A 25,829-nucleotide genomic window follows, 5' to 3' on the forward strand; every position below is an offset into this window, starting at 1 on the left:
ACGAATTGTAGTGTTTTAGTGTCGAAAACAGTGTTCGATGTAAGGTATCCTATAGTAACCCTTACTCCCGCTAAAGTGCAGTGAGGCATTCCTCCTCGTTTGCCGTTGACCTTAAGAGATCGCCATGGCCCGTCCTAGACAGCATGCGCCCGATGCCCTCCATTCGCAGGTCATGCACGCTTGTGATGAGTGGTTGGCTGAGCAGCCAGTCCATGGTCTTTCACTGCGTGCCCTGGCCAGGGAAGTCGGCTGCGCCCCCAGCACGCTACTCAAACTATATGGCAGCTTCAATAACTTATTGCAGCACGTCAATGTGGAAACGCTGGCGCGCTTGCAGCACACCATTACTAGCTTAGTGGATGATGATCCTGAGCCATGGTTACGTTCGCTAGCCCGTGCCTACTGGCTTTTCGCTGAACAAGACTGCTACCGCTGGCAATTACTTTTCGATTACCCGTTAGCAAAAGAGGGTGAGCTTGATCAGCGCCAGAGCGATTTGATTGAAGCGCTGTTTACGCAGGTGGAAGCATCGCTCAAATCCTATCAGCCTGCGTTGGATGACCTTGAAGCGCGTCGATTGGGGCGCACTCTGTGGGGCAGCGTACACGGACTCGTTCAGCTTGGCCTTAATGAGCGCTTGGGCTACTGGCAGGGGCAGCAGTTAAAAGTGGACGAGTTGCTCGACCAACTGATGAGCACCATTCTGGCTGGCTTACGCCACCGTGAGGCGGCAACGTGACGGGGTGGGTCAATGTGACTCGACAAGTGTTGCGCTGGCTGATTTTTATCTCCATGCGCCTGTGCTACCGGCTGCAGGTTCATGGGCGCCACCATATTCCCAAACACGGCGCGGCGCTGGTGGTGTGTAACCACGTAAGCTTTATGGATGCCTTGGTGCTCGGCGGTGCTAGCCCTCGGCCACTGCGCTTTGTTATGGATCAGCCGATTTTTGATTCCCCTTGGCTGAAGTGGTGGTTCCAACTGGTGGGCGCTATTCCTATCGAGTCTGAGCGGCGCAGCCCCGGCGCGCTCAGGCGCGCTTTGGATGACGTGAGCGCAGCCCTTCGTCAGGGTCAGGTCGTGATGGTATTTCCTGAAGGTCGATTGACCCCAGATGGTGAGATTCACGCTTTTCGCCGTGGCTTGGAGACAATCCTGGCGCGGGACGATGTGCCGGTAATCCCTGCTGGATTGGCGGGTCTATGGGGTTCCTGGACGTCTCACCATGGTGGTAAGGCGCTGAAGAAATACCCCAAGCGTTTCCGGGCGCCGGTCAGCTTGCACTTTGGCCCACCGCTCAATCGCCTGGATGCCGATGATATGGCGCTGCGGCGGTTTCTAGAGGCAAGGGTAAGGGCGTTAAAAGCGGCAGCTGACCAGGATCTGGCCAACCGTCATTAACACTTGCTTGTAACTGACTAGCGGCGTGGCAGGCGTATTTTTTGCCAGCAGCGTGCTGAGGTGATGAGATTGTCTCGGATCTCTAGAATCTCCATGCGCATATTGTCGATCTGCAGGCACGCTGGGCCTTCCGGAAAAGCTTCAAGGTGTTCAAGGATTAGCCCGTTAAGCGTCTTGGGGCCATCGGTAGGAAGCTGCCAGCCGAGCATCTTATTAATTTCGCGAATATTGGCGGTGCCTTCGATCACATGGCTGCCGTCGTCCTGCTGGTGAATCTCTTCATCTTCAGAGACATCGGTGGTGAATTCACCAACGATCTCTTCCAGAATATCTTCCAGCGTGACCAAACCCTCAACATCGCCATACTCATCTACCACGATGCCAATGCGCCGCTTCTGCTTTTGAAAGTTGAGCAGCTGGGTATGGAGAGGTGTCGACTCGGGAATAAAATAGGGCTCGCGGGCTTCCTGAACAATGGATGCCTTGGTGACTTCATCCCGAGAGAGAAAGCGTGCCGCATTACGCAAATGCAGCATGCCGATAATATTATTGATGTCGCCTTTATAGACCGGCAGCCGGGTGTGCTGGCTGGTACGAATCTGCGTCAAAATATCCTCAAGCGTGTCATCCAGGTCGATGCCCAGGACTTCATGGCGAGGCACCATAATGTCATTAACCGTAACGTTCTCAAGGTCAAGAATCGACAGCAGCATGGCGCGGTGACGGTAGGGAATCAACGTGCCGGCCTCGTGAACCACCGTACGCAGTTCATCACGCGTTAGGCTGTCACCGCCGTTATCGACGCTTTTAACGCCCACTAGTCGGAGTAGGCCGTTAGACATCACGTTAACCAGCCATACCAGCGGGTAGAGCAGTTTCAGCAGCGGCTCAAGGGCATAGGACGTCGGGTAAGCAATCCGCTCGGGCTTAATCGCGGCGTAGGTCTTCGGCGTCACTTCGGCGAAAATCAAAATCGTGATGGTCAGCAGGGCGGTGGAGATAGCAGGCCCTGATACGTCACCAAAGAAGTGAATGGCAATAATAGTGGCGATCGACGCTGCCAAGTTATTGACGAAATTATTGCCGATCAGGATAACGCCGATCAGGCGGTCTGGGCGTGTGAGCAGGCGCATGACCCGTTTGGCTCTGCGATCCCCGCTATTAGCCTGATGGCTCAAGCGGTAGCGGTTAATCGACATCATGCCGGTTTCAGAGCTGGAGAAAAAAGCAGAAAGCACTATCAGTAAGGCTAGCAGGCCGAACAGTAACCCCAGGGGGAAGTCGTCGCTCAAGTCGAAAAGTCCTTTGTGGCGTATTAGGCTCGATTTGTAGAAGGTAGCGAGTGGTGTGTCAAGACAACCAAAGGCGTGGTGACGCCTAGTTAGCGGTTGAGTAGCTATTGATTGAGTAAAATCTCAAGTACGAACTTACTGCCAAAATAGGCCAGTACGAGGAGGCCGCAGCCACCGAGTGTCCAACGCACGGCACGCATGCCGCGCCAACCAAAGCGATAACGACCAATTAGCAGTGTCGTGAAGATTACCCAAGCCAGCAGCGAAAGCACGGTTTTATGCGCCAAGTGCTGGGCAAAAAAGTTATCCAGAAAAATAAGGCCACTCGCGATGGAGAGCGTTAATAAAATGATGCCCGCCCAGACCAACTCAAAAAGCACTCGCTCCATGGTGGTCAGCGGCGGTAACGACTGCACAATGCCGCGAATATGATGATGGCGTAACGCCTGGTTTTGCAGGCCGACCAGCACGGCTTGTGCGGCGGCAATGGCCAATACGGCAAACGCTAGGGCAGAGCTCACGGCATGTAGCAAAATGCCGGGCGTAAGCCCTGTATGGCCGCCTTGATTCGGTAGCCAAGTGGCGGCAATGAGCGCAATACCTGCTAGCGGAAACAGCGCAATGCCCGCATTAAGCACCGGTTTAAACAGGCTGGCGACCAACACAACATTAACCGCCACCGCCATCAGTAGCGTGGCGCTGGTGGTAAAGCCGGGCAGAAACCCAGGGGACTGGCCGACTAATTTGACCACCACAGGAATATGCAGCAGCAAGCCCAGCACGGCGAGCAGGCGCACCATGCCTTGGCGGGGCGGTACACGCCGGAACAGCGTCATGCCCTGCCAAATAGCAGCGGCAACGTAAAAAACAAAAGCAATCGTGGCGAAAGGGAGCGCCTGCATGATGCTATCCGTGCGCCTTGCAGCGCGTTGCTGTGAATAAATAAACGAATTAAGTGTGATTACGACGAAAATCTATCCAGCTACTATAACTAATCCAAGCGGCGTCGCCCAGCGGGGCAAACGCACGAAAATAGGTAAAGACTCGGAGTAAGTATGCATTAATGCCAGGGAAAGCTGTAAGCAAGGGTCTTTCGCCATGGATGGCGAAAGTAGCGCCCATGGATGGGTTAACAGCGCCCTTGCGTGAGCTTGCCCTGGCAGGATCGCTGGCACTCCCCCATGGAGACTCTAAGCGTGAGCGCGTATAATCTTTTTACTAATTAGTCCAGGGCGTGCGCGCCGACGGCAGTGACGGAGGCAGAGAGGCCCCATGTTCCAGAATCTAAGTGAGCGTCTTTCCCAGACGTTAAAGTCGATTAAGGGTCAGGCTCGCCTGACTGACGACAATATAAAAGACACCCTGCGCGAAGTGCGCCGCGCACTGCTTGAGGCCGATGTAGCACTGCCGGTCATCAAGGAGTTTATCGAGCGCGTTCGCGAGCGTGCGGTCGGGCAGGAAGTGTCCAAAAGCCTGTCGCCAGGGCAGCAGTTCGTCAAAATCGTCCAGCAAGAGCTGGAAGCGATTATGGGCGAAGCCAACGACGGCTTTGTGCTTAAAGGCTCACCCGCCGTTGTATTGATGGCTGGTCTGCAGGGTGCGGGTAAAACCACCTCTGTGGCCAAGCTGGCCCGCTACCTGCGCGAGCGCGAGAAAAAGAAAGTCTTGGTGGTGTCTGCGGACGTCTATCGCCCGGCGGCCATCGACCAGCTCGAAACCCTGGCCAAAGAGGTCGAGGTGGATTTCTTCCCCTCGCGCTCTGACCAGCAGCCGGTAGCCATTGCCGAAGCGGCGATCAAGCACGCCAAAATCCAGTTTCACGATGTCGTGCTGATCGATACCGCCGGTCGTTTGGCGATTGATGAAGCCATGATGGCGGAGATCCAGGCGCTGCATAAGGCAGTCTCGCCTCAGGAAACGCTGTTTGTCGTTGATGCCATGACCGGCCAGGACGCTGCCAATACCGCCAAGGCGTTCAGCGAAGCGTTGCCGCTAACCGGGGTGATCCTCACCAAGGCGGACGGTGATGCTCGTGGTGGCGCGGCGCTGTCGGTACGCCACATTACCGGCAAACCCATTAAGTTTATGGGTGTCGGTGAAAAGGTTGACGCCCTAGAGCCTTTCCACCCAGACCGGGTCGCCTCGCGCATCCTGGGCATGGGCGACATGCTGTCGCTGATCGAGGAAGCCGAGCGCACCGTCGATAAGTCCAAAGCCGAGAAGTTGGCCAAAAAGGTCAAGAGGGGTGACGGATTTGACCTGGAAGATTTTCGCGACCAGCTCCAGCAGCTCAAGAAAATGGGCGGTATGGGTGGCCTAATGGGCAAGTTGCCGGGTATGGGGCAGATGGCCGAGATGGCGCAAGGCCCTGGCCCTGAGAAAGAGCTGGGCAAGTTGGAAGCGCTAATTAACTCCATGACGCCTAAAGAGCGCCGCAAGCCCGATATTATCAACGGCTCGCGCAAGCGCCGTATTGCCTCGGGGGCCGGCCTTCAAGTGCCTGATCTTAATCGTCTGCTCAAGCAGCATAAGCAGATGCAGAAGATGATGAAGAAAGCGGGCCAGAAGGGCGGCATGCAGAAAATGATGCGCGGTATGTCCGGCATGATGGGCGGCGGTGGCCCAGGTGGGCCCGGAGGAATGGGCGGACCCGGCGGCATGGGCGGTATGGGTGGCCCAGGCGGATTGCCACGGCGTTAAAACACTAACAGTAACGTGCTGATGCGCTTGGTGAGGTTGACGGCCTGTGAGTTTTCTGGCTGTCAGGCTTTCCAAGCCGAGCGCATTTGCGTAGAATGCGGCCTCTTCATGCGTGGGTGTTGCCTAAAATACGTTAAAAACGTAGCGGTAATAGTCTCAGTGAAGGCCCTAATGGTACTAAGCATGCCTTATGCGAGCTTAGCGCCAAGAAAACAGCACGAAGAGTGTTCCGATAGCGGTTTGCGCTATAACCACACTCTCGTAACCTCAACCGAAGGATAGTTATCGTATGGTTACCATTCGTTTGGCCCGTGGTGGCGCCAAGAAGCGTCCCTTTTACCACTTGACCGTTACTGACTCTCGTAACGCCCGCGACGGTCGTTTCATCGAGCGTATCGGCTTCTTCAACCCGGTTGCCCGTGGTCAGGAAGAGCGTCTGCGCGTTGACCTAGATCGCGTTGTTCACTGGCAGAGCCAAGGCGCCCAGTTGTCTGGTCGTGTTGCTGAGCTAGTTAAAGAAGCACGCAAACAGGCTTAAGCCTGCATTGTGGGTTCTGTAGTGTGACATTAGATGAATGCTGGGTTAGCTGAGGTCGTCAATGACGCGTTTTGAAATAAGCCAAACTGACGACACGCATGTGGTGCTAGGCAAGCTGACTAGCCCTTATGGGGTGAAAGGTTGGCTCAAGGTGTACTCCTACACTAGCCCGATGGACAGCATTCTCGAATACCCGGAATGGTGGGTGCGCCAAGGTGAAACCCTTAAGCGCATGAGCATTGTTCAGGGGCGTCGACAGGGCAAGGGAATTGTAGTGCAGCTTGAAGGGGTCGATGACCGTAGTGCGGCGGAAGCATTAGCCCAAACGGACATTCTGATGCCTAAAGAAACACTGCCTAAGCTTTCTGACGGCGAATACTATTGGCATGAGCTTGAAGGCATGACGGTCTTCACTCAGGCCGGCGAGCGGTTAGGGCGGGTAAGCTACCTGTTTGAAACCGGCGCCAACGATGTCATGGTGGTTCGCGGCGATTCAGACGCAATCGACAAGCGCGAGCGACTGCTGCCATTTTTGCCAGATGATGTCATTGTTGAAATCAGTTCCCAAGAGGGCCGCATGGTCGTCGATTGGGATCCTGAATTTTGACCAAACTTATGAACAGTTTGAGTAATGATGCATCTCCCGACTCCACTGAGTTGGATAGTGGCAACGCTCCGGAAACGGGGAGTGAAGCAGTAGCGCCTGCGATGTGGATTGGGGTTGTATCGTTGTTTCCCGAAATGTTCGACGCGTTAACGCAACAGGGCGTAGTCGGGCGAGCGGTAGAGAAACAGCGTATCGCACTGGAGTTTTGGAACCCGCGAAATTACGCCACTGACCGCCATCGTAGCGTAGATGACCGCCCTTATGGCGGTGGTCCAGGGATGTTGATGAAAGTCGACACTCTGCGCTCAGCGATCTTTGCGGCTCGTGAGCGGGCGCAACAAGCCACCGGCTTAGTGCCGACGGTGATCTATCTATCGCCTCAAGGGCGCAAGCTGGATCAGCAGGGCGTTCAAGCACTGGCTTCCGCCGGGCCTTTAGTGGTCGTGGCGGGGCGCTATGAAGGCATTGATGAACGCGTGGTGGAGAGTGACATTGATGAAGAGTGGTCGATTGGTGACTATGTGCTGAGCGGCGGTGAGCTGCCAGCGATGGTGCTGATCGATGCAGCGGCAAGGCTGATTCCCGGCGTGCTGGGCCATCAGGATTCCGCTGTCGAAGACTCGTTTAATGACGGTCTGTTAGACTGCCCACATTACACTCGTCCGGAAATAATTGACGGGCGCCAAGTGCCAGATGTGCTGTTAAGCGGTAATCATGCAGCGATCAAGCGCTGGCGATTAAAGCAGTCACTAGGCCGGACATGGCAACGCCGTCCAGACCTATTGGAAGGGCGACCGTTAGACGCCGAACAGCACAAGCTGTTAAATGAGTTTATCGAGGAACACGCTCTGTCCACTAAGTAAGTTGTTTTCAATTAGATTGTTCTCAACTACTTAGGCCAGAGCGGCGGTGCAGGGCGAAAAAGCGCACCTGTGTCACCCATAACGACTCCCGCGAAGCTCGTTTCGAGCGCCGGGATCACGGCTTCCGCCACCCATGATTGAGCGGTCAAGCCAACACGTTATTCAGGAGTATGATGATGAGCAGCAAAAGCAAAGTGATCCAGGCGATCGAATCTGAGCAAATGGGCAAGGAAATTCCTGCCTTTGCCCCCGGCGACACCATTGTCGTTCAGGTTAAAGTAAAAGAAGGCACTCGTGAGCGTCTTCAGGCGTTTGAAGGTGTGGTCATCGGTAAGCGTAACCGTGGCCTGAACTCCGCGTTCACCGTGCGTAAAATTTCTCACGGCGTTGGCGTTGAGCGTACCTTCCAGACCTACAGCCCGCTGGTTGACTCGATTGAAGTCAAACGTCGTGGTGATGTTCGTCAAGCCAAGCTTTACTACCTGCGCGAGCGCAGCGGTCGTTCTGCACGTATCAAGGAAAAGCTGGCTTAAACGCCACTGTTCCATGGGCGTGCGCTGTGCTTCTATATGCGTGGCGCCCAGATACCAAAACCCCGTCACCGCTTTGCGGGGCGGGGTTTTGTTTATACAGCTGCTTGATAATAAACAGCCGGAGACTGCTACCGTATGAGCGTGATTGATGCTTTCCTGGATGCCCTCTGGCTCGAACAGGGCGCCAGTGATCATACGCTAGCTGCCTATCGGCGCGATTTAACCGCGTGGCAATGTCATTTGGAGAGCCATGGCGAAGCGCTGCTAGCGCCACCGCCGGAACGGATTAGCGAATGGTTTGCCAGCCGCCGTGAACAGGGCTATCAACTACGTAGCAATGCCCGACTATTATCGACACTGCGCAGCTTCTATCGTTGGGGGCGCTTAAACAACCAAGTGGAAAGTGACCCACTCACCGACATCAAGCTGCCGCGAGTAATCCCCGGCTTACCTAATACCTTGGAAGAGGATGAGGTGGAACGCCTACTGATGGCGCCGGATACGGAAACGCCTTTAGGCGTGCGCGATCGTGCCATGTTGGAGTTGCTTTACGCCTGTGGCCTACGGGTATCTGAGCTGGTGGGGCTGACCGGCGATGCCGTCAACCTTCGCCAAAACGTGGTGCGGGTGCGCGGTAAGGGTGATAAAGACCGCCTGGTGCCGATGGGGGAAGAGGCCGCGGATTGGATTGCGCACTACATGGCGACCGCACGGCTGGCGCTGATGAGCGACCCGACGCGCCCAGCGCTGTTCCCAGGGCGGGGCGACAAAGCCATGACCCGGCAAACGTTTTGGCACCGTATTAAGGTGCATGCCATCACCGCCGGGATAACCCGGCCACTGTCGCCACATACGCTTCGCCATGCATTTGCGACTCATTTATTGAATCATGGGGCCAATTTGCGGGTCGTACAGCTGCTGCTGGGTCATAGCGATTTATCGACGACCCAAATTTATACCCATGTAGCCCAAGCGCGCTTGGAAAGCCTACATGCAGAACATCACCCACGAGGTTGAATTGATGATGCGTCAACGCCGTTTTTTAGTATTTCCCTTACTGATCGCGAGCAGTCTATTACCGGCTGTCGCTCAGGCTGATGAGATAACAGACCGCCTTTCAGAATCCCTTAGCGTTAATGGTCAGGCGATGCCTGTGGAAGCGGTGACAGAGACGCCCATGAGTGGCGTTTACCATGTGCGGCTGGAGAGCGGAGAGTCTTTCTACTCCAATGCGGACGGTAGCCACTTTCTTGTCGGCGACCTATATGAAAATGCGCCCGATGGGTTGGTCAATTTGACCGAGCAAGAGCAAAACCAAGAGCGTGCCGATGCGTTGGCGGCAGTGCCTGAAAGTGAGCTAGTGGTCTTCCGCGGTGCCGACGAGCCGAAGGCGACTGTCACGGTGTTTACCGACCCCACATGTCCTTACTGCGCCCGCTTACACGAAACGATTCCCGAGCTAAATGAGCGCGGTATCGCCGTTCACTACATGGCATTTCCACGCGCAGGCATGGGTAGCCAAGCCGCCACAACGCTGCAACAGGTGTGGTGTTCGGACAATCGCAGCGAAGCGATGACCCAAGCCAAGGAAGGAGAGGCTATTTCCAGCGCAGCAGACTGCGACAATCCTGTGGCAGGGCAGTATGATCTGGGTAAGGCGCTGGGTGTACAGGGCACGCCAGCGATTATTTTGCCCAATGGGCAGCTAGTGCCGGGTTTTGTGCCCCCTGAGCGACTCTCCGCCATGTTAGGCTTAGATGACGAATAACGTCACATTGAAAGATAATGCAAAGCGCTGAGACACGGTCTTTAAGATCGTATTCAAAACCGTAATTAAGGCCAGCACCACCAGGTGCACAACACGAAAGGGGAAGTATTTTGAAACCGGTAAGAGTAGGTATTTGTGGTTTAGGCACTGTCGGTGGCGGCACCTTTAACGTATTGACCCGCAACGCTGACGATATTTCGCGTCGTGCTGGCCGCCCTATTGTGATTGAGCAGGTTGCTCACCGCAGTATTCATCCTGACTGCGATATTACCGGCATCAATGCTACCTCTGATGTGTTTGAAGTTGCCACCAATCCCAATGTGGATGTCCTGGTGGAGCTAATTGGCGGTTACGATATCGCTCGCGAACTGGTGCTGACGGCGATCGCCAATGGCAAACACGTGGTCACCGCCAACAAAGCGCTGATTGCCGTGCACGGTAACGAAATCTTCAAGGCCGCTCATGAAAAGGGCGTTATCGTGGCATTTGAAGCCGCGGTCGCAGGCGGCATTCCGGTGATCAAATCGCTGCGCGAAGGCTTGGGTGCCAACCGTATCGAATGGGTGGCGGGCATTATCAACGGCACTGGCAACTACATTCTTACCCATATGCGCGACGAAGGCCGGGCATTTGAAGACGTGCTCGCGGAAGCCCAGGCGCTGGGCTACGCCGAATCCGACCCCACGTTTGATGTGGAGGGTATCGATGCTGCGCACAAGCTGACGATTTTGGCCTCGATTGCTTACGGCGTGCCGCTGCAGTTCGAGAAAGCCTTTACCGAAGGCATTTCACGGATTACTGCGGAAGACGTCGAGCAAGCCGACAATCTGGGCTATGTGATCAAGCACTTGGGTATCTCTAAGCGTACCGATCAAGGCCTTGAGCTACGCGTTCACCCCACGCTGATTCCTAAAGAGCGCCTACTGGCCAATGTGCATGGTGTGAAAAATGCCATTGCGATCATGGGCGATGCCGTTGGGCCGACGCTTTACTACGGTGCTGGTGCGGGCGCAGAGCCGACTGCTTCAGCGGTCGTGGCCGATTTGCTCGACGTAGCGCGGGATATCTCCACCGATCACCACTACCGAGTGCCTTACCTGGCGTTCAGCGGCATTGACGAAGATGTCACTCAGCTACCCATCATGCCGATGGAAGATATCATCACGGCGTACTACCTGCGTCTGCTGGCAGTAGACCGCCCCGGCGTGCTGGCGCGAGTAGCAACGATTCTGGCCGAGCAGGGCATCTCTATCGAAGCGCTGATTCAGAAAGAGGCCACCGAGGGTGAACTGGTGCCGATCATTCTGCTGACCCACCGCACCAAAGAGAGACAGATGAACGAAGCGATCCGTGAAATTGAATCGATGGCCGATATCGCCGGGCCGGTAACACGCATTCGCGTGGAAAGCCTGGACGAAGGGGAGTAAGCCAAGATGCGCTATATCAGCACGCGTGGGCAGGCGCCCGCGCTCTCCTTTGAAGAGGTCGTACTCACCGGCATGGCCAGCGACGGCGGACTGTATGTGCCAGAGACGCTGCCGGAGTTTTCCCGTGAGGAGCTCGCCGATATGGCCGGGCTATCCTACGCGGAGATTGCCTTTCGGGTGATGAAGCCGTTTGTGAACGGTGAAATCGACGATGCCACGTTCCACAGCATTGTGACCGAAGCCTACGCGACGTTTAATCACGATGCGGTCGTGCCACTTAAGCAGCTAGATGCCAATCACTTCCTGCTCGAGCAGTTTCATGGCCCGACGCTGGCGTTCAAAGATGTGGCGCTACAGTTGCTCGGCCGCTTGCTGGATCACTTTCTGAAAAAGCGCGGCGAGCGCGCAGTGATTATGGGCGCCACCTCGGGTGATACCGGCTCCGCGGCGATTGAGGGCTGCCGCCACTGCGACAACCTGGATATCTTTATTCTGCACCCGCACAACCGGGTCTCAGAAGTTCAGCGTCGTCAAATGACCTCGGTACTGGCCAATAACGTCTTCAATATTGCCATCGAAGGCAATTTCGACGACGCCCAGGCGATGGTCAAGGCCAGCTTTGCCGATCAAACGTTCCTGAACGGCACGCGTCTGGTAGCGGTCAACTCGATCAACTGGGCGCGCATTATGGCTCAGATCGTTTACTACATCGCCTCAGGCGTCGCGCTGGGTGCACCGCACCGCGAGGTGAGCTTCTGCGTACCGTCCGCCAACTTTGGCAACGTGTTTGCGGGCTATATGGCCTACAAAATGGGCCTGCCGGTGAAGCAGTTCATCATCGCCACCAACGCCAACGATATTCTGCACCGTACGCTGGCCGCCAACGACTTCTCCAAAAAAGAGCTGGCGGCGACGCTGGCGCCTTCCATGGATATCGTGGTGTCGTCTAACTTCGAGCGGCTGCTGTTTGATGCCTATGATCGCGACGGCTTAGCCGTGGCAGCCCTGCTTGAGCGCTTCCAGCAGGAGCCCTCGGCTCTGGCCGATGCGCCGCTGGCCAAGCTGCGCGAGAAGTTCTCAAGCTATAGCGTGGACGACGCAACGATTCTGGAAGTGATTCGTGACGCTCATAAACGCACCGGTGAGATGCTCGATCCGCATACGGCGACCGGTTATATTGCCGCTGAGCGCGCCCGGGCTGATCAGTCAACGCCGATGATTACCCTGGCGACTGCGCATCCGGCCAAGTTTGCCGAGGCCGTGGTAAAAGCGGGTTTCTTAGGCGTGCCGCTGCCGCCACATATGGAAGACCTGCTAGAGCGCGAAGAGCGTTACACCGTGCTGCCAGCAGAGCTTGCCGCTGTGCAGCAGTATGTTGCGGAAAACCGGCGTTGAATGCCCGTTCGTTGAGACAGCGATGACCTCAGTGACCGATTTACCCCATAGCACGCTGACGTCTAGCAAGAGCGAACCGCGTTTAGAGCCTCGTCCTGTGGACGAGGCGCTTTATGCCCGTGCCCAAGCCGAAGGCTTAAGCGAACTGCAGGCACGGCTGCTGGCGTCCCGGTTGCCCGGCTACAGCGGCGAGCTGTTGCCGCTAATCTCGCCTAGCCTGCGCTATCTGGCGCATCCCGAGAAGCTTGCGGACGGTAAGCGCGCCGCCGAACGTATCGCTCAGGCGGTGGCAGAGGGCGAAGCGATCGGTATTCTTACCGACTACGATGTGGACGGCATCACCTCCCATGTGGTGATCCGGCGCACGCTGGTGGAGCTGTTTGGGGTGCCGGAAGGCAAGCTGCACAGTCTGATCGGCCATCGTATTCACGACGGCTATGGGATTAGCCTACCGCTGGTAGAGCGCACCCTTGCGCAAAAGCCGTTTCCGACCCTGGTGATTACCGCCGACTGTGGCAGCTCCGATGAGCCGCGTATCGCACGCCTAAAAGCGGCGGGTATCGATGTGGTGGTCAGCGACCACCATGCGCTGCCTATCGAGGGGCCACCATCTTCTGCTTATGCCTGTGTAAATCCTACTCGCTCGGACTGTGACTACCCTGACAAAACCATCGCCGGCTGTATGGTGGCGTGGCTGTTGATGTCACTGGCGCGCGGTGTGCTGATTGAGTGGGGAGCGCTGTCAGAGTCGACGCCCAAGCTGTCGCCCTGGCTCTCCTACGTTGCGCTAGGCACAGTAGCGGATTGCGTCTCCTTGGGCGGCAGTCCTGCCAACCGCGCGGTGGTCAATCAAGGGTTAAAGCTGATTAATCGCATGGACGCCGCCTGCTGGCGGGCCATGGCCACGCGGCTAGGTGCCGACAGCGTGCCGTTTAACGCCGAGACGTTAGCGTTTCAGATGGGGCCGCGTATCAACGCCCGCTCGCGGCTGGACGACCCCTACGCGGCGCTGCACTTTATGCTGGCCGAGAACGATGGTGTCGCCAATCGTCAGCTCGACGTGCTGGATCAGGATAACCAGTCCCGCAAAGCGATTGAGGCCGATATGGCCGCCGAGGCGCGCACTCTCGCTGCGGCGGCTCTGGACGCCGACGAGCCCGCCGTGGTGGTGCTGCTGGAAGACGGGCACCCCGGCGTACAGGGTATCGTCGCCTCGCGATTGGTGCAGGCCTACGGACGCCCGGCACTAGTGCTAACGCAAGCGTCGGCGCCGGGCATGCTAACCGGCTCTGGCCGCTCGATTGACGGGCTGCACCTGCGCGATGCCCTTCAGCGTACCTTTGAGCTTGCTCCTCAGGCGTTACCGCGGTTTGGCGGCCATAGTGGCGCGGCAGGGGTAGGCGTGCCACGGGATCAGCTTGAGGCCTTTAAAACGGCTTTCTTGCAGGCAGTGGGCGAGCAGTTGGAGGGACGAACGCTCTATCCGCGCCTTTGGACGGATGGCGAACTCTCCACGGCGCAGCTTTCGCTGACGACATTAACGGAGATCGAAACACTCGGCCCCTACGGGCGTGAATTCGACCCACCGCTGTTTGAAGGCCGCTTTATTGTTGAGGCGCTGCGCCCGGTGGGAGCTGATGGCGCGCACCTGATGCTAGAGCTTTCCACTGGCCCCGTGACCTGCAAAGCGATCTGGTTTCGTGCCTTAACACCGGGGGAGCTGCCAGGGTTTAACGTGGGCGATACGCTGCACTGTGCCTATAAGCTCAATCGTAATCGTTGGCGTGGCCGCGAAACGCTGCAGTTAATGGTTGAGCACGCTAGCGCTATCTAAACTAATCACTTGATAACCTCAACAGCCTAAGTAAGGACGCTCCCATGCGTGTTGAAGATTTACCCAAGGATCAACATCGCCCCTATGAAGATGTGATGGCGATGCTGCTGGGCACGTTCTTTGTCGCGCTGGGGGTGACTTTTTACACCCATGCGGTGTTGCTGACCGGCAGTACGGCAGGTTTGGCGCTGCTGCTCAGCTATATGACCAGCAGCGTGACTGGCTGGGGCTTTGGGGTGTACTTTTTTGCCATTAACCTGCCGTTTTACTACTTGGCGGTGAAGCGCATGGGCTGGAGTTTTACCCTACGTACCTTCGCCGCTATTGGTCTGGTATCGCTGTTTTCGGAGCTAACCCAAGGGTGGGTGCAGTTTGACAGCGTGCCCTCAATCTACGCTGCGTTAATGGGCGGCGCGCTGATGGGCATTGGTATGCTGATGCTGTTTCGTCACCGCACGAGCCTTGGCGGTATCAATATTCTTGCGCTCTACTTGCAGGATAAACACGGCTTTCGTGCAGGTTACGTTCAACTGGCGATTGATGGCGTTATCCTGCTGATTGCGCTGACCCAACTACCGCTGGATCGTGTGGGGTATTCGGTACTAGGGGCGCTGACGCTCAACCTGATTATCGCCCTGAACCATAAGCCAGGGCGCTATATTGGGGTGAGCTAAAAGCGTTTAGTCAAGCCAGAACCACCACACTATCAGTGCGATGAGTCCCAGGCCTGCCAAGTTGATCAGTAAGCTCATGAGTACTCCTCCTGGCTAGCTTTCCATAGCCGCAAGCGATTGGCGTTACTCACCACGGTGATGGAAGAGAGTGACATGGCAGCGCCCGCTATCATCGGTGAAAGCAGCATGCCGGTGATCGGGTAGAGCACCCCCGCCGCGATGGGAATACACAGCAGGTTGTAGCCAAAGGCGCCCACCAGGTTCTGTTTGATATTGCGCAGCGTGGCGCGGCTGATCTCTATCGCAGACGCCACCCCGTGCAGCGAACCACGCATTAGCGTGATGCCCGCGCTCTCAATGGCCACATCGGTGCCTTGGCCAATCGCAAAGCCCACATTTGCTCGGGCCAGCGCTGGGGCATCATTAATGCCATCGCCCACCATGCCAACGATTTCCCCCGCCTTTTGACGGCGCTCGATCTCGGCGTGCTTGTCTTCAGGCAACAAGCCCGCGCGAAACTCATCGATGCCCACTTCCCGAGCAATGGCTTTGGCGGTGTGCTCGTTATCCCCGGTTAACATCACGATGGTTAAGCCGTCTTTTTGCAGGCGCTTGATCGCGGCCACGGTATCGTGGCGAAGTGGGTCGCTTATGCCAAAAAGCGCAGCTAGTTTTTCATCCACCGCTAGATAAACCAGCGTGCGGGCCTGCTCCTCCAGAGCGCGGGCCTGCTCTTCACCTGCTTTGAGATCCACCCCCGCCTCGCTTAACAGACGCGCATTGCCCAGCAACAGTGCTTTGCCGTCGGATGTTTGAGCTTTCACTCCGCCGCCGGTCACGCTGTCGAAACCATTAACCTCGGCAGGGGGAGCGTTGTGTTCATCTGCGTAATTCATTAACGCCGCTGCCAGTGGGTGTTCAGAGCCACGCTCAAGTGCGTTCACCAGCCCCAGCACGGTGGATTGCTCCACGCCAAACATCTGTGCATCGGTAACGCTGGGCTTGCCCTGGGTGAGCGTGCCAGTCTTATCGACGACTAGCGTGGTCAGCTTGCTAGCGGTTTGCAACGCTTCGCCGCTGCGCACCAGCACCCCATGTTCTGCCGCTTTACCGACGCCGATCATGGTTGAGATTGGGGTGGCCAGGCCCAGCGCGCAGGGGCAGGCAATGATCAGCACGGTGGTCGCTGTCACCAGCATATGGATCACCTGGGGGGCGGGCCCTAGGTTGAACCACACTAGAGCTGTCAGCACGGCAATAATCATTACCGCAGGCACAAAAACGCTGGAGACCTGGTCGGCGAGCTCGCCAATCGGAGGGCGCGAGTTCTGAGCGCTCGCCACCTGTTCGGTAATTTGGCCCAGCCGGGTATCGGCGCCTACTCGCGTTGCTTGATATACCAGCCCGCCACGGCCATTCACCGTGCCAGCGCTGACATCATCCCCTTCGCGCTTCGCTACCGGTAAAGGCTCGCCGGTGAGCATCGACTCATCTATATAGCTTTCGCCTTCGGTCACCTGACCATCCACAGGCAGTCGTTCGCCAGGCCGCACTCGAACGTGATCACCCGTTTGCACGGCATCGATCTCAATCTCCTGCTCGTGGCCGTCGCGAATAACTCTCGCTGTTCGGCTCTGTAGGTCAAGCAGGCGCTTTAAGGCATTGCTGGTGCGCCCTCGGGCGCGCAGTTCCATGGCATTGCCGAGCAGAATCAGCCCGATCACCATGGCGGAGGCTTCAAAATAGATGCCTTGAGCGACTTCCGGTAACCAGGGCGCGAACAGCACCACCGCCATGGAGTAGAGCCAGGCAGTGCCGGTGCCTATGGCGACTAATGTATCCATATTGGCTTGGCGGTGCTTAAACTGCTTCCAGGCGTTGACGAAAAAGTGCCGCCCTGGGAAGGCCATAATGCCCAGGGTTAATAGACCAATTACCAGCCAGTAGAGACGCCCTAGCCCCATAGGATGAGGGTGGAAAAACAGCATGCTCAACATAAGTGGAATCGCCAGTGCCAACGAGATGGCGCTGCCACGCAGGCGTTTTTGGTATGTCTTGGCATCCTGCTCTGCCCGGGTGCGCTCGGCCTCCCGCATATCCACAATCGGCTCGGCGCCGTAGCCCGCTGACTCAACGGCGGCGATCAATGCTTGGGTCTCGGCACTGCCGAATACCTGGGCGGAGTGGCTGCCAAAGTTGACGCTGGCGGTGTCCACACCCTCGGTACGTTCAAGCGCTTTTTGAACGCTTTTGACACAGCTGGCGCAGGTCATCCCGCTAATCGCCAAGCGCTGCTTTTTGCCTTGGCCATGCCCTTGAGAATGGGGGGGATTACTTGCAGTCTTTTCAGCTTCAGCGGGTGGCGCGTTATCCCGCTGCTTATCAGCATCATTTAGGGCTGTTTCCTCCAGCGCTGCTTCGCCTGGTGGATAGCCCGCCTCGGTCAAGCATTGATCAAGCTCGGTGTCGGTTAACGTCGAAACCACCTCAAGACGTTTTTCGCTAGGCGTGCCGATCACGTCAGCTTTAGGATCGCTACTTTGAATCGCCTCGCGCATACGCTTAACGCAGCCCTGGCAGCTCATGCCGGGGATGGTTCGTGTGGTGGCGCCATTGGCAGTGGTGCTTACGCTTGAGGCGGCTTCGGTGGATTCGATAGAGGAGTCACTCATGGGGCCTCCTGGGTAGATGGTGAGTCTGGGAAGCTTTCAATCAAGCGGCATACGCTATGCCCATCGGGAGTGCCATCGGGCATATGCTGCCAACTGGTCAAGGCATGCTCCATACGTTCAGCCAGAGCTTCGAGCTCAGCAATACGCGCTCGTATTTGTGGCAAACGGCTAGCGAGTAAATCGCGGACTAACGGGCAAGGGGAGTCGCCTTGGTCGGCGTGGGTCAGGATGTCGCGAATCTCCGCCACGCTAAAACCTAATTTGCGCGCCCGTTGAATAAAGCGCAGCCGCTCTAAGTCAGTATCGGAAAAAAGTTGATAGCCATTATCCGGGTGCCGCTGGGGGGCAAGCAGCTGTTCACGAGCGTAATGGCGCACGGTCTCAGCGGTGACGCCGCCTCGTTTGGCAAGCTCATTAACTTTCATGACCTATTCTCCCAGCTCGTTAACTAATGGCTATCTAAGTGTAGAACCTATGGGTAACCCATAGGTCAAGGGTGTCTATGGCTATCAGTTAAAATAACTAAAACACTGATTTAAAACGGCTGTGCGACTAATGTATAAGACAAAAATTAAATAAAACGAACGTTTGCCCTTGAACCTTTGGCTCAGTTGCGAGAAAACAGTCATGTAAAAAATAAAGAGGGTGGATCGTCGGTATCCACTGGATCATCGGGAAGAGAGGCCCACTATGAATAATAAGTTCAATAAGCTCACCCTGGCTGCTGCCATCACAGCCGCCTTCGCCAGCCAAGCCCATGCGGGCGGGTACCAAATCAATGAGCAGAGCGTTAGTGGGCAGGGCTATGGCCATGCAGGCCGAAGCTCGAATGTACATGATGCCACCATCGTATACGGCAACCCGGCGGGTATGTCGTTTTTAGACCGGGCGCAGATTACTGCAGGTGCTACTTATCTAAATGTTAGTACTGATATTTCTAACGCCGAAGCTTCTCGTACTTTAGACTCAGGTTTGGCCACTGGTGTAGGGCCAAGCGGTAGCCAAATTCCTGTAGGCAGTATCCCTGGGGGTAATGATGGAGATATGGTGCCGGGTACAGCGATTCCCTTTGCTTTCTATGCGCACCCAGTCAATGATCAGCTAGCGTTTGGTTTTGGTGTATATGCGCCGTTTGGCTCTAAAACTGATTATGAAGATGATTTCCAAGGCCGCTATTTTGGCAATTACACCGAGCTGACGGTAGTCAGTGCCCAGCCGACGGTTTCTTATCGCTTTAATGAGCAGTGGGCGGTAGGTGTGGGTGTGACCTATAACCAAGTAGAAGGGGAGTTGCGTCGTCAGCTTCCTTCAGAGGCAACGTTTAATCCAGCTAACGACATTGACTCTCGTGTAGACGGTGAAGACGAGGCGTGGGGCTATAATTTGGGGGTAATTTATCGCCCGGCGCCTGAAACAACCTTGGGTTTAACCTATCGCTCGAAAGTTGACTATGAGCTAGAAGGTAATTTTACTGCGACTGACCCGTTAGGAAATTTGGTTCGCGCTGATAACGCAAACTTGGATCTAACGACACCCGAAACTGTTAACTTCTCTCTAACTCAACAGATGACTGACCGCCTTAAGCTGATGTTTGGTGCCTCATGGGTGCGGTGGAGCCAGTTTGAAGAAATCCGGGTTGTTAATGATCAGGGTGGTCCAATTACCGACGAGCAGCAAAATTACGAAAATGTTTGGGCCTTTGCTACCGGCGGCGAGTATCAGCTAACCCCCACATTGGCGCTACGCGCTGGGGTAACGTTAGATTTCACACCATCCAATGATGAAGATCGCAGTGTGCGCATTCCTTCGGATGATCGTCGAATTTTCTCTTTAGGTGCTGGATGGAGTCCAACGCCTGATCTGACGGTTGATGTTGCATACTCCTATCTGACCGAGCGTGGCACTTTTGTTGAGCAAGATCGTAATGACTTGTTGGCAAGCGCTGCTACCGGCGGCGCGCCAGTAGGCGGAGCCTCCTACGCAGCTGACTATAAAAACGAAGCCCACGGCTTCGGCGCGCAGTTAACCTATCGCTTTTAAGACTTAAAGAACCAGTTCCCACCGAAACCCGGCACCCGCCGGGTTTTTTATTGCTTACTGGCAGGCCATTGGATGCGGGGCGTGTCGGCTTTCGTTACACTATGCGCTTTTCTGATCGATACGCTTCTGTACGATCAGGCACAGCAAACGCTAGGGCGACCCCATGTTGGAAACCAACCCGATTCACAACCAGATCAAGGACCTGTCTGAGCGGACAGACGTTCTTAGGGGGTATCTTTGACTATGCCGAGAAGAAAGACCGGCTAGAAGAGGTTACCCGCGAACTGGAAGACCCCAATGTCTGGAATGATCCAGACTACGCGCAGAAGTTAGGCAAAGAGCGCGCCTCCCTCGAAGCCATTGTGGCCACCATTGATGACCTTGAGCAGGGCCTGGGCGATAGCCGGGACCTGCTAGAGCTGGCTGAAATGGAGGAGGATGAAGGCACGGTTGATGAGGTGCGCCAAGAGTTGGACAGCATGCAAGCCGCGTTAGAAAAGCTTGAGTTTCGGCGCATGTTCTCCGGTGAAATGGACCCAAATAACGCCTATCTGGAAATTCAGTCCGGTTCCGGTGGTACGGAAGCCCAGGATTGGGCCAATATTTTGCTGCGCATGTACCTACGTTGGGCAGAGAGCCACGGCTTTAAAGCCGATATCACCGAAATCTCCGCGGGTGAAGTGGCGGGTATTAAGTCAGCGACGGTCCATGTTCAGGGCGATTACGCCTTCGGTTGGCTGCGTACCGAAACCGGCGTGCATCGGCTAGTGCGTAAAAGTCCGTTTGATTCCGGTGGTCGTCGGCATACTTCTTTTGCCTCGGTATTTTTGTCCCCTGAGATTGACGACAGTTTCGAGGTGGAGATTAATCCCTCGGACTTGCGCGTTGATACCTACCGCTCCAGCGGCGCGGGCGGTCAGCACGTAAACACCACCGATTCGGCCGTGCGGATTACCCACGAGCCGACCGGTATCGTCGTGGCCTGCCAGGGCCAGCGCAGCCAGCATGCCAACCGCGATTTTGCCATGAAGCAGTTGAAAGCGCGGTTGTGGGAACACGAGATGCAAAAGCGCAACGCCGCCAAGCAGGAGGCCGAGGACTCCAAGGCTGATATCGGCTGGGGCAGCCAGATTCGCTCTTACGTGCTGGATGATCAGCGCATCAAGGATTTGCGCACCAGCGTGCAGTCCAGTAACTGCGATAAAGTGCTCGACGGGGATATTGATCAATTTATCGTCGCCAGCTTGAAGCAAGGTTTGTAATCTTTTTAGCGTTTGAACATGAACAGGGTGCCCAATGGCTAACCAAGACGCGTCTCCTGCAGACAACGAAAACCACCTGATCGCCGAGCGCCGTGCCAAGCTGACTGCCCGCCGTGAGCGCGCCGCTGAGCAGGGAAAGAGTGCGTTTCCCAATGATTTTCGCCGCGACAGCTTAACTGTCGAGCTGCAAAACGCCTTCGGCGATAAAGACAAGGCCGAGCTTGAAGCGCTGGATCACCATGCCGCTGTGGCAGGTCGTGTGATGCGTCAACGTGGCCCCTTCATCGTCATTCAGGATGTGGCTGGGCAAATCCAGCTCTACGTGGATAAAAAAGGCCTGCCCGCCGACGTGCTTGAAGACGTTAAAAGCTGGGATATCGGTGACATCGTTGCCGCCCACGGGCCGGTGCATAAATCCGGCAAGGGCGATCTGTACGTGATAATGAAGGAGGCGCAGCTGCTCACCAAGAGCCTGCGCCCGCTGCCGGATAAGTTTCACGGCCTCACCGATATGGAAGCCCGCTATCGCCAGCGCTATGTGGATCTGATCATGAACCCGCAGTCGCGTAAGGTGTTTGAAACCCGCGCAGCGGTGATCAGCTCCATGCGCCGCTTCTTTGAAGCCCGCGGTTTTATGGAAGTGGAAACGCCAATGCTCCAGCCGATCCCCGGCGGCGCGGCGGCACGGCCGTTCATTACCCACCACAATGCGCTGGATATCGACATGTATCTGCGCATCGCGCCGGAGCTTTACCTCAAGCGTCTGGTGGTGGGCGGTTTTGAAAAAGTGTTCGAGATTAACCGCAACTTCCGCAACGAAGGGTTATCCACGCGCCATAATCCAGAATTCACCATGGTGGAGTTCTACTGGGCCTATGCGGATTACCGTGACCTGCTGGATATGACCGAAGCGATGCTGCGCACCGCGGCTGAAGAAGTGCTGGGCAGCGCGGTGATTGAGTATCAGGGTGCGAGCTACGATTTCGGTCAGCCGTTTGTCCGCCTGACGCTGCGCCAAGCGATCCTTGATCATGGCGACGGCATTGTCGACGCTGATTTGGATTCGCTGGAAGCGGCGCGGGCAACTGCAGAGAAACTCGGCATCAAGGTCAAAGAGAGCTGGGGCCTGGGTAAGGTGCAAACGGAGATATTCGAAGAGGTTGCCGAGCATAAGCTCGATCAGCCGACCTTTATCACCGAGTACCCTGCAGAGGTCAGCCCCTTGGCGCGGCGTAACGACGCTAACCCGTTCGTTACGGATCGGTTTGAGTTCTTTGTTGGTGGTCGCGAAATCGCCAACGGTTTCTCGGAGCTTAACGACGCTGAAGACCAGGCGGAACGCTTCCGCGCCCAATCAGCGGAAAAAGACGCCGGTGATCTGGAGGCAATGTATTACGATGCGGATTACGTGCGTGCTTTGGAGTACGGCATGCCGCCCACCGCTGGCGAAGGCATCGGTATCGACCGCTTGGTGATGCTGTTCACCGATAGCGCCTCAATTCGCGATGTACTGCTGTTCCCGGCGATGCGCCCTGAAGTGGACTAACACGCTAAGATAGCGGATGAGAAGTTGGTAAGGGCGCGTTATAGCGCCCATAATGGTCAACGTTTCGACGGCGAGGAGAATCCCATGAAACTGCTTAACCGCTCCGCACTGAGCGTCAGGCCGACCCAGCCCTTTGTGGACTGGATCAACGCGCTGGAACCCACCATGGGAGACGACGACCTGACCCTGGACGACGTCGAACGTGAAAGTACCATTTATCTGATTCCAGAGATGGATACTCCAGAGGCGCTGGAAACGTTTGTGCGCGAGCGCTGCGTGGAAATTCTCGAGACTGAGTTGCGCGCTTGGGAAGAGGATGAGCGCCAGTGGCCGGACAAGATCGATTGGGCTCTGTTTCAAGAATTTGTGCGCGTTGAACATAGCTACCTAGCAATTGATTTGGACGACGAAACAGCCCTTGAGATTTCCGAAGTCGATGATGCATTGTTATTAGACAGTGAGCAGGATTAGCGTGCTAATATTTTAGGCAAGCTCAGTGCTGCCTGCGCGGCTGTTTAATACAGCCATTTAGCGCACTAGGAAACCGGCTTAGGCCGGTTTTTTTGTTTTCAAGTTAATTGTTTTCGAGATAATTGTTTTGAAAACAATGGTTTTGAAGACAGCGGTTTTGAAAATAAGCATTCTGAAAACAATGGTTGGCGGCCTCAAGTTCCAAGTGCAACACTATTGAAGAGTGCTCGGGCCGGCGACGGATTTCTTGAGCACCTCGGCGTAGACTTCCAGTGGCGAGCGCCAATCCAGTGTCTTGCGCGGCCGTGTATTGAGTGAGTCGGCGATCTCGTCGAGTTCTTCCTGGCTGTAGACCGACAGATCCGTGCCCTTTGGCAAGTACTGTCTCAACAGCCCGTTGGTGTTCTCATTGGAACCCCGCTGCCATGGGCTATGCGGGTCGGCAAAGTAGATCGCTGTCCCCGTCTTCTGAGTGATCTCGGCATGTTTCACCATCTCTTTGCCCTGGTCATAGGTCATGGACAGGCGCAGGGAGCGCGGCACCTCATTGAGCTTGTCGCTGAAGCCGACAGCCGCCGCTGTGGCCGTGGTGCCATCCACTTTCGCCAGAATCACTAAACGCGTCGTGCGCTCCACCAATGTACCAACGGCAGAGCGATTGTTAGCGCCCATGATGAGATCCCCTTCCCAGTGGCCGGGCATCAGGCGATCTTCGATTTCAGGCGGCCGCAGATGGATGCTCACCAAGTCTGGAATCTGTTGTCGCCTATCCTTGCCACGGCTGCGAGGGCGTCGTTTACCTTTACCCTGGCGCAAACAGGCAATCAGCTCTTTCTTGAGCGAGCCGCGCGGCATGAGATAGAGCGCATTGTAGATGGCTTCGTGCGAGACGTGGCGGTCAGTATTATCAGGAAACATACGCTTTAGTGTGCGGGCTATTTGCTCTGGTGACCAGTACTTGCGCAGCAGGTAGACCACCAGTTCGAACAGCTCACCGTCGAGAGGAAGCTTCAAGCTACGGCGAGGCCGACAGCGGGTCAGTCGGGCGCGATGTCCAGCGAGGCTGGCGTCATACGCTCTGTTAGGGCTAACAGTATGACGCACCAGTTCTCGTGAAATAGTACTGGGCGAACGCCCTAACTGACGGGCGATAGCGCGAATCGAGTGGTTAGCCCGCATCAGCATGATGGCGGCTCGGTCTTCGGCAGAAAGATGGCGATAACAGTGAGTCATGGCAATACCCTACCTGATAGGTTAGGTGTTGCACTTGGTCATTGAGACCGCCGTTTTGAAGACAGCGGTTTTGAAAATAAGCATTCTGAAAACAATGGTTTTAGCCGTTTCGTTTAGGAACACTCTTCCCTAGGACTTCGCTATGCGACTGTTTGAAACCCGCCCTGGCGACGATGGCCTGCCTGGGCCTGAGCGTGCCTTGGCCGTGCTGGCGTTGGTAACCGGTACCTTAATGGCGGTGGTGGACACCACCATGATCAATCTGGCGCTGCCCACCATCGCCGCGGATCTAAATGTGTCGGCATCCCGAGCGGTATGGATCACCAACCTCTTTCAAGTGGTCTGTGCGGCGTTTTTACTCGTCTTCGCAGGCATCAGTGAGCTGATCACGCGGCGCAGGCTTTACCTGTTCGGGCTGGCTACCTTTGTTGCTGCTGCGCTGGGGGCGGCGCTATCACGCAACCTGGAAACGCTGCTGGTGTTTCGCGCTTTCCAGGGGCTAGGCGCCGCTGCAACGCTCTCCATTGGTCCGTCGCTCTATCGGGCTATTTTCCCTTCGCGATTGCTGGGCAGTGCGCTTGGTTTGAGTGCGCTGGTCGTGGCCGGAGGTTACGCCGCGGGGCCCACATTGAGCGGCGTAATCTTGTCCTTTGCTGACTGGCCCTGGCTGTTTGCTTTAAATGTGCCGCTTGGTCTCTGCTCGCTATGGCTGGCCAAGCGTGCGTTGCCCCGAGAAGAGCCGCGCAAAGGCAGTTTTGATGTTGCTGGGGCATTGCTCTCGATCGTTATGCTGGCCAGCTTCTTTATTGCCATGGACGCCGTGAGCCACGCCGCGCCGATTTGGCAAAGCGGTGGCTGGGCGCTACTGACGGTGCTGGCCTGTGCCGGATTTATTGCCCGCCAGCGACGTGCGCCTTATCCATTACTGCCGCTTAGCGTATTTGCCGAGCCGCGCTTTACGCTGGCCGTTTCTGCCTCTGGGCTTGCCTTTATTGGCCAGGGTCTTACGTTTGTTGCCCTGTCATTTTTCTACCAGGAACAGATGGGGTTTTCACCGCTGGAAACCGCTTGGCTATTCACTCCCTGGCCGCTGGCTATCATGTTCGTTGGCCCTGTGGCCGGGCGCCTAGCCGACAGGATCAATCCCAGCATCCTTTCCAGCACAGGGCTTAGCTTGCTGATCATTGGCCTGATAGCGCTGGCGTTAGTTGATGAGTCGACTGGTGTGGCCGGCAGTTTATGGCGTACCGCATTATGCGGTATTGGCTTTGGGCTGTTCCAGCCGCCCAATAATCGCGAAATGATGGGCAGCCTGCCACCGGAGCGCAGCGCTAACGTTTCAGGGGTAATGAGCACCACGCGCACGGTGGGCCAGTCGTTCGGCGTCGCTCTGGTCGGCGCCGCCCTGGCGTTGGGGTGGCCGGTGCAGGTAACGCTCTGGTTGGGGGCGGTAACCACGCTGCTAGCGCTATTGGCAAGCGTTGCACGTATGCCACTGGCAAGGCGTGCATTACACGCTCGTCGGGCATCGTCTGCCGGGCAGTAAGCGCGTACAATAAAATGGTTTGTAATC

General features: G+C 56.2%; 24 protein-coding genes. 19 read left to right on the top strand and 5 right to left on the bottom strand.

From position 1 onward, the window contains the following. Positions 1-124 precede the first annotated feature (124 nt). A complete protein-coding gene (locus Q3Y66_RS02075) occupies positions 125-739 on the top strand; it encodes a TetR/AcrR family transcriptional regulator (protein WP_008958733.1) in 615 nt (204 codons plus the stop codon). Next, positions 736-1,401, top strand: coding sequence for a 1-acyl-sn-glycerol-3-phosphate acyltransferase (locus Q3Y66_RS02080; protein WP_008958732.1), 666 nt, complete (start codon positions 736-738; stop codon positions 1,399-1,401). Before Q3Y66_RS02075 ends, Q3Y66_RS02080 begins: the two co-directional genes overlap by 4 nt. 17 nt (positions 1,402-1,418) lie before the next feature. Here Q3Y66_RS02080 and Q3Y66_RS02085 read toward each other — a convergent pair whose 3' ends face one another. Together Q3Y66_RS02085 and ccsA are read right to left on the bottom strand one after the other, a co-directional pair. Further along, positions 1,419-2,693: an HlyC/CorC family transporter gene (locus Q3Y66_RS02085; protein WP_008958731.1), complete on the bottom strand. Its 1,275-nt coding sequence runs from the start codon at positions 2,691-2,693 to the stop codon at positions 1,419-1,421. Positions 2,694-2,797: 104 nt separating this feature from the next. Beyond that, on the bottom strand, positions 2,798-3,595 hold the full coding sequence (gene ccsA, locus Q3Y66_RS02090; protein ID WP_008958730.1) for an inner membrane protein YpjD: 798 nt from the start codon (positions 3,593-3,595) through the stop codon (positions 2,798-2,800). 161 nt (positions 3,596-3,756) lie between these two features. Between ccsA and Q3Y66_RS02095 the strand changes: the two genes are divergently transcribed. The 12 genes from Q3Y66_RS02095 to Q3Y66_RS02150 all read left to right on the top strand — a co-directional run bounded on the left by Q3Y66_RS02095 (position 3,757) and on the right by Q3Y66_RS02150 (position 15,032). Beyond that, complete coding sequence (locus tag Q3Y66_RS02095; protein WP_161598809.1) at positions 3,757-3,903, top strand: hypothetical protein; 147 nt, start codon at positions 3,757-3,759, stop codon at positions 3,901-3,903. Between the two features lie 62 nt (positions 3,904-3,965). Then, complete coding sequence (ffh, locus tag Q3Y66_RS02100; protein ID WP_008958729.1) at positions 3,966-5,393, top strand: signal recognition particle protein; 1,428 nt, start codon at positions 3,966-3,968, stop codon at positions 5,391-5,393. Between the two features lie 289 nt (positions 5,394-5,682). After that, a complete protein-coding gene (gene rpsP, locus Q3Y66_RS02105; RefSeq protein WP_007111767.1) occupies positions 5,683-5,931 on the top strand; it encodes a 30S ribosomal protein S16 in 249 nt (82 codons plus the stop codon). 61 nt (positions 5,932-5,992) lie between these two features. Next, positions 5,993-6,538 (top strand): ribosome maturation factor RimM, encoded by a 546-nt coding sequence (rimM, locus tag Q3Y66_RS02110; RefSeq protein WP_008958728.1) that lies wholly within the window; start codon positions 5,993-5,995, stop codon positions 6,536-6,538. Between the two features lie 101 nt (positions 6,539-6,639). Then, positions 6,640-7,401, top strand: a complete 762-nt coding sequence (gene trmD / locus Q3Y66_RS02115; protein WP_008958727.1) for a tRNA (guanosine(37)-N1)-methyltransferase TrmD — start codon at positions 6,640-6,642, stop codon at positions 7,399-7,401. Positions 7,402-7,577: 176 nt separating this feature from the next. After that, positions 7,578-7,934 (top strand): 50S ribosomal protein L19, encoded by a 357-nt coding sequence (rplS, locus tag Q3Y66_RS02120; protein WP_008958726.1) that lies wholly within the window; start codon positions 7,578-7,580, stop codon positions 7,932-7,934. Positions 7,935-8,069: 135 nt separating this feature from the next. Then, positions 8,070-8,951, top strand: a complete 882-nt coding sequence (xerD, locus tag Q3Y66_RS02125; protein WP_008958725.1) for a site-specific tyrosine recombinase XerD — start codon at positions 8,070-8,072, stop codon at positions 8,949-8,951. Continuing rightward, positions 8,926-9,702 carry a DsbC family protein gene (locus tag Q3Y66_RS02130; RefSeq protein WP_008958724.1) on the top strand — a complete coding sequence of 259 codons (777 nt, stop codon included), beginning with the start codon at positions 8,926-8,928 and terminating at the stop codon, positions 9,700-9,702. Before xerD ends, Q3Y66_RS02130 begins: the two co-directional genes overlap by 26 nt. Before the next feature lie 110 nt (positions 9,703-9,812). Continuing rightward, entirely contained in the window at positions 9,813-11,129 is a 1,317-nt protein-coding gene (locus Q3Y66_RS02135; RefSeq protein ID WP_008958723.1) for a homoserine dehydrogenase, read from the top strand. 6 nt (positions 11,130-11,135) lie between these two features. Further along, a complete protein-coding gene (gene thrC / locus Q3Y66_RS02140; protein WP_008958722.1) occupies positions 11,136-12,524 on the top strand; it encodes a threonine synthase in 1,389 nt (462 codons plus the stop codon). A 22-nt stretch (positions 12,525-12,546) separates the two neighbouring features. Continuing rightward, a complete protein-coding gene (locus Q3Y66_RS02145; protein ID WP_008958721.1) occupies positions 12,547-14,358 on the top strand; it encodes a DHH family phosphoesterase in 1,812 nt (603 codons plus the stop codon). A gap of 44 nt (positions 14,359-14,402) precedes the next feature. Then, complete coding sequence (locus Q3Y66_RS02150; protein WP_008958720.1) at positions 14,403-15,032, top strand: YitT family protein; 630 nt, start codon at positions 14,403-14,405, stop codon at positions 15,030-15,032. Between the two features lie 74 nt (positions 15,033-15,106). Here Q3Y66_RS02150 and Q3Y66_RS02155 read toward each other — a convergent pair whose 3' ends face one another. Both Q3Y66_RS02155 and Q3Y66_RS02160 read right to left on the bottom strand, forming a co-directional pair. Then, positions 15,107-17,617, bottom strand: a complete 2,511-nt coding sequence (locus Q3Y66_RS02155) for a heavy metal translocating P-type ATPase (RefSeq protein WP_035587096.1) — start codon at positions 17,615-17,617, stop codon at positions 15,107-15,109. An 83-nt stretch (positions 17,618-17,700) separates the two neighbouring features. Beyond that, a complete protein-coding gene (locus Q3Y66_RS02160) occupies positions 17,701-18,129 on the bottom strand; it encodes a MerR family DNA-binding protein (protein ID WP_008958718.1) in 429 nt (142 codons plus the stop codon). Positions 18,130-18,394: 265 nt separating this feature from the next. Here Q3Y66_RS02160 and Q3Y66_RS02165 point away from each other — a divergent pair, with 265 nt between their 5' ends. From Q3Y66_RS02165 to Q3Y66_RS02180, 4 genes are all read left to right on the top strand, one after another. Continuing rightward, entirely contained in the window at positions 18,395-19,744 is a 1,350-nt protein-coding gene (locus tag Q3Y66_RS02165; protein WP_008958717.1) for an OmpP1/FadL family transporter, read from the top strand. A gap of 163 nt (positions 19,745-19,907) precedes the next feature. Further along, positions 19,908-21,006, top strand: a protein-coding gene (prfB, locus tag Q3Y66_RS02170; RefSeq protein WP_101147687.1) for a peptide chain release factor 2 whose coding sequence is annotated in 2 segments (ribosomal slippage) — positions 19,908-19,982 and positions 19,984-21,006 — 1,098 coding nt in all. Because the reading frame shifts where the segments join, the coding sequence is not laid out codon by codon here. A gap of 34 nt (positions 21,007-21,040) precedes the next feature. Next, positions 21,041-22,552: a lysine--tRNA ligase gene (lysS, locus tag Q3Y66_RS02175; RefSeq protein ID WP_008958715.1), complete on the top strand. Its 1,512-nt coding sequence runs from the start codon at positions 21,041-21,043 to the stop codon at positions 22,550-22,552. 84 nt (positions 22,553-22,636) lie between these two features. Further along, positions 22,637-23,023 carry a hypothetical protein gene (locus tag Q3Y66_RS02180; RefSeq protein WP_008958714.1) on the top strand — a complete coding sequence of 129 codons (387 nt, stop codon included), beginning with the start codon at positions 22,637-22,639 and terminating at the stop codon, positions 23,021-23,023. 213 nt (positions 23,024-23,236) lie between these two features. On the opposite strand, the gene Q3Y66_RS02185 is transcribed toward Q3Y66_RS02180, so the two are convergent. After that, positions 23,237-24,208 (bottom strand): IS30 family transposase, encoded by a 972-nt coding sequence (locus tag Q3Y66_RS02185; protein ID WP_303319548.1) that lies wholly within the window; start codon positions 24,206-24,208, stop codon positions 23,237-23,239. A gap of 190 nt (positions 24,209-24,398) precedes the next feature. Between Q3Y66_RS02185 and Q3Y66_RS02190 the strand changes: the two genes are divergently transcribed. After that, on the top strand, positions 24,399-25,802 hold the full coding sequence (locus Q3Y66_RS02190; RefSeq protein WP_008959909.1) for an MFS transporter: 1,404 nt from the start codon (positions 24,399-24,401) through the stop codon (positions 25,800-25,802). Positions 25,803-25,829 lie beyond the last annotated feature (27 nt).

Origin of the sequence: Halomonas sp. HAL1 (genome assembly GCF_030544485.1) — a bacterium.
In the GTDB taxonomy this organism is placed as follows: domain Bacteria; phylum Pseudomonadota; class Gammaproteobacteria; order Pseudomonadales; family Halomonadaceae; genus Vreelandella; species Vreelandella arctica.

Coding starts and splice junctions, on each gene's coding strand:
- Q3Y66_RS02075 (WP_008958733.1), top strand. CDS start 125: ATGGCCCGTCCTAGACAGCATGCGCCCGATGCCCTCCATTCGCAGGTC.
- ccsA (WP_008958730.1), bottom strand. CDS start 3,595: ATGCAGGCGCTCCCTTTCGCCACGATTGCTTTTGTTTTTTACGTTGCC.
- Q3Y66_RS02095 (WP_161598809.1), top strand. CDS start 3,757: ATGCCAGGGAAAGCTGTAAGCAAGGGTCTTTCGCCATGGATGGCGAAA.
- ffh (WP_008958729.1), top strand. CDS start 3,966: ATGTTCCAGAATCTAAGTGAGCGTCTTTCCCAGACGTTAAAGTCGATT.
- rpsP (WP_007111767.1), top strand. CDS start 5,683: ATGGTTACCATTCGTTTGGCCCGTGGTGGCGCCAAGAAGCGTCCCTTT.
- rimM (WP_008958728.1), top strand. CDS start 5,993: ATGACGCGTTTTGAAATAAGCCAAACTGACGACACGCATGTGGTGCTA.
- trmD (WP_008958727.1), top strand. CDS start 6,640: ATGTGGATTGGGGTTGTATCGTTGTTTCCCGAAATGTTCGACGCGTTA.
- rplS (WP_008958726.1), top strand. CDS start 7,578: ATGAGCAGCAAAAGCAAAGTGATCCAGGCGATCGAATCTGAGCAAATG.
- xerD (WP_008958725.1), top strand. CDS start 8,070: ATGAGCGTGATTGATGCTTTCCTGGATGCCCTCTGGCTCGAACAGGGC.
- Q3Y66_RS02130 (WP_008958724.1), top strand. CDS start 8,926: ATGCAGAACATCACCCACGAGGTTGAATTGATGATGCGTCAACGCCGT.
- thrC (WP_008958722.1), top strand. CDS start 11,136: ATGCGCTATATCAGCACGCGTGGGCAGGCGCCCGCGCTCTCCTTTGAA.
- Q3Y66_RS02145 (WP_008958721.1), top strand. CDS start 12,547: ATGACCTCAGTGACCGATTTACCCCATAGCACGCTGACGTCTAGCAAG.
- Q3Y66_RS02150 (WP_008958720.1), top strand. CDS start 14,403: ATGCGTGTTGAAGATTTACCCAAGGATCAACATCGCCCCTATGAAGAT.
- Q3Y66_RS02155 (WP_035587096.1), bottom strand. CDS start 17,617: ATGAGCTGCCAGGGCTGCGTTAAGCGTATGCGCGAGGCGATTCAAAGT.
- Q3Y66_RS02160 (WP_008958718.1), bottom strand. CDS start 18,129: ATGAAAGTTAATGAGCTTGCCAAACGAGGCGGCGTCACCGCTGAGACC.
- Q3Y66_RS02165 (WP_008958717.1), top strand. CDS start 18,395: ATGAATAATAAGTTCAATAAGCTCACCCTGGCTGCTGCCATCACAGCC.
- lysS (WP_008958715.1), top strand. CDS start 21,041: ATGGCTAACCAAGACGCGTCTCCTGCAGACAACGAAAACCACCTGATC.
- Q3Y66_RS02180 (WP_008958714.1), top strand. CDS start 22,637: ATGAAACTGCTTAACCGCTCCGCACTGAGCGTCAGGCCGACCCAGCCC.
- Q3Y66_RS02185 (WP_303319548.1), bottom strand. CDS start 24,208: ATGCTGATGCGGGCTAACCACTCGATTCGCGCTATCGCCCGTCAGTTA.
- Q3Y66_RS02190 (WP_008959909.1), top strand. CDS start 24,399: ATGCGACTGTTTGAAACCCGCCCTGGCGACGATGGCCTGCCTGGGCCT.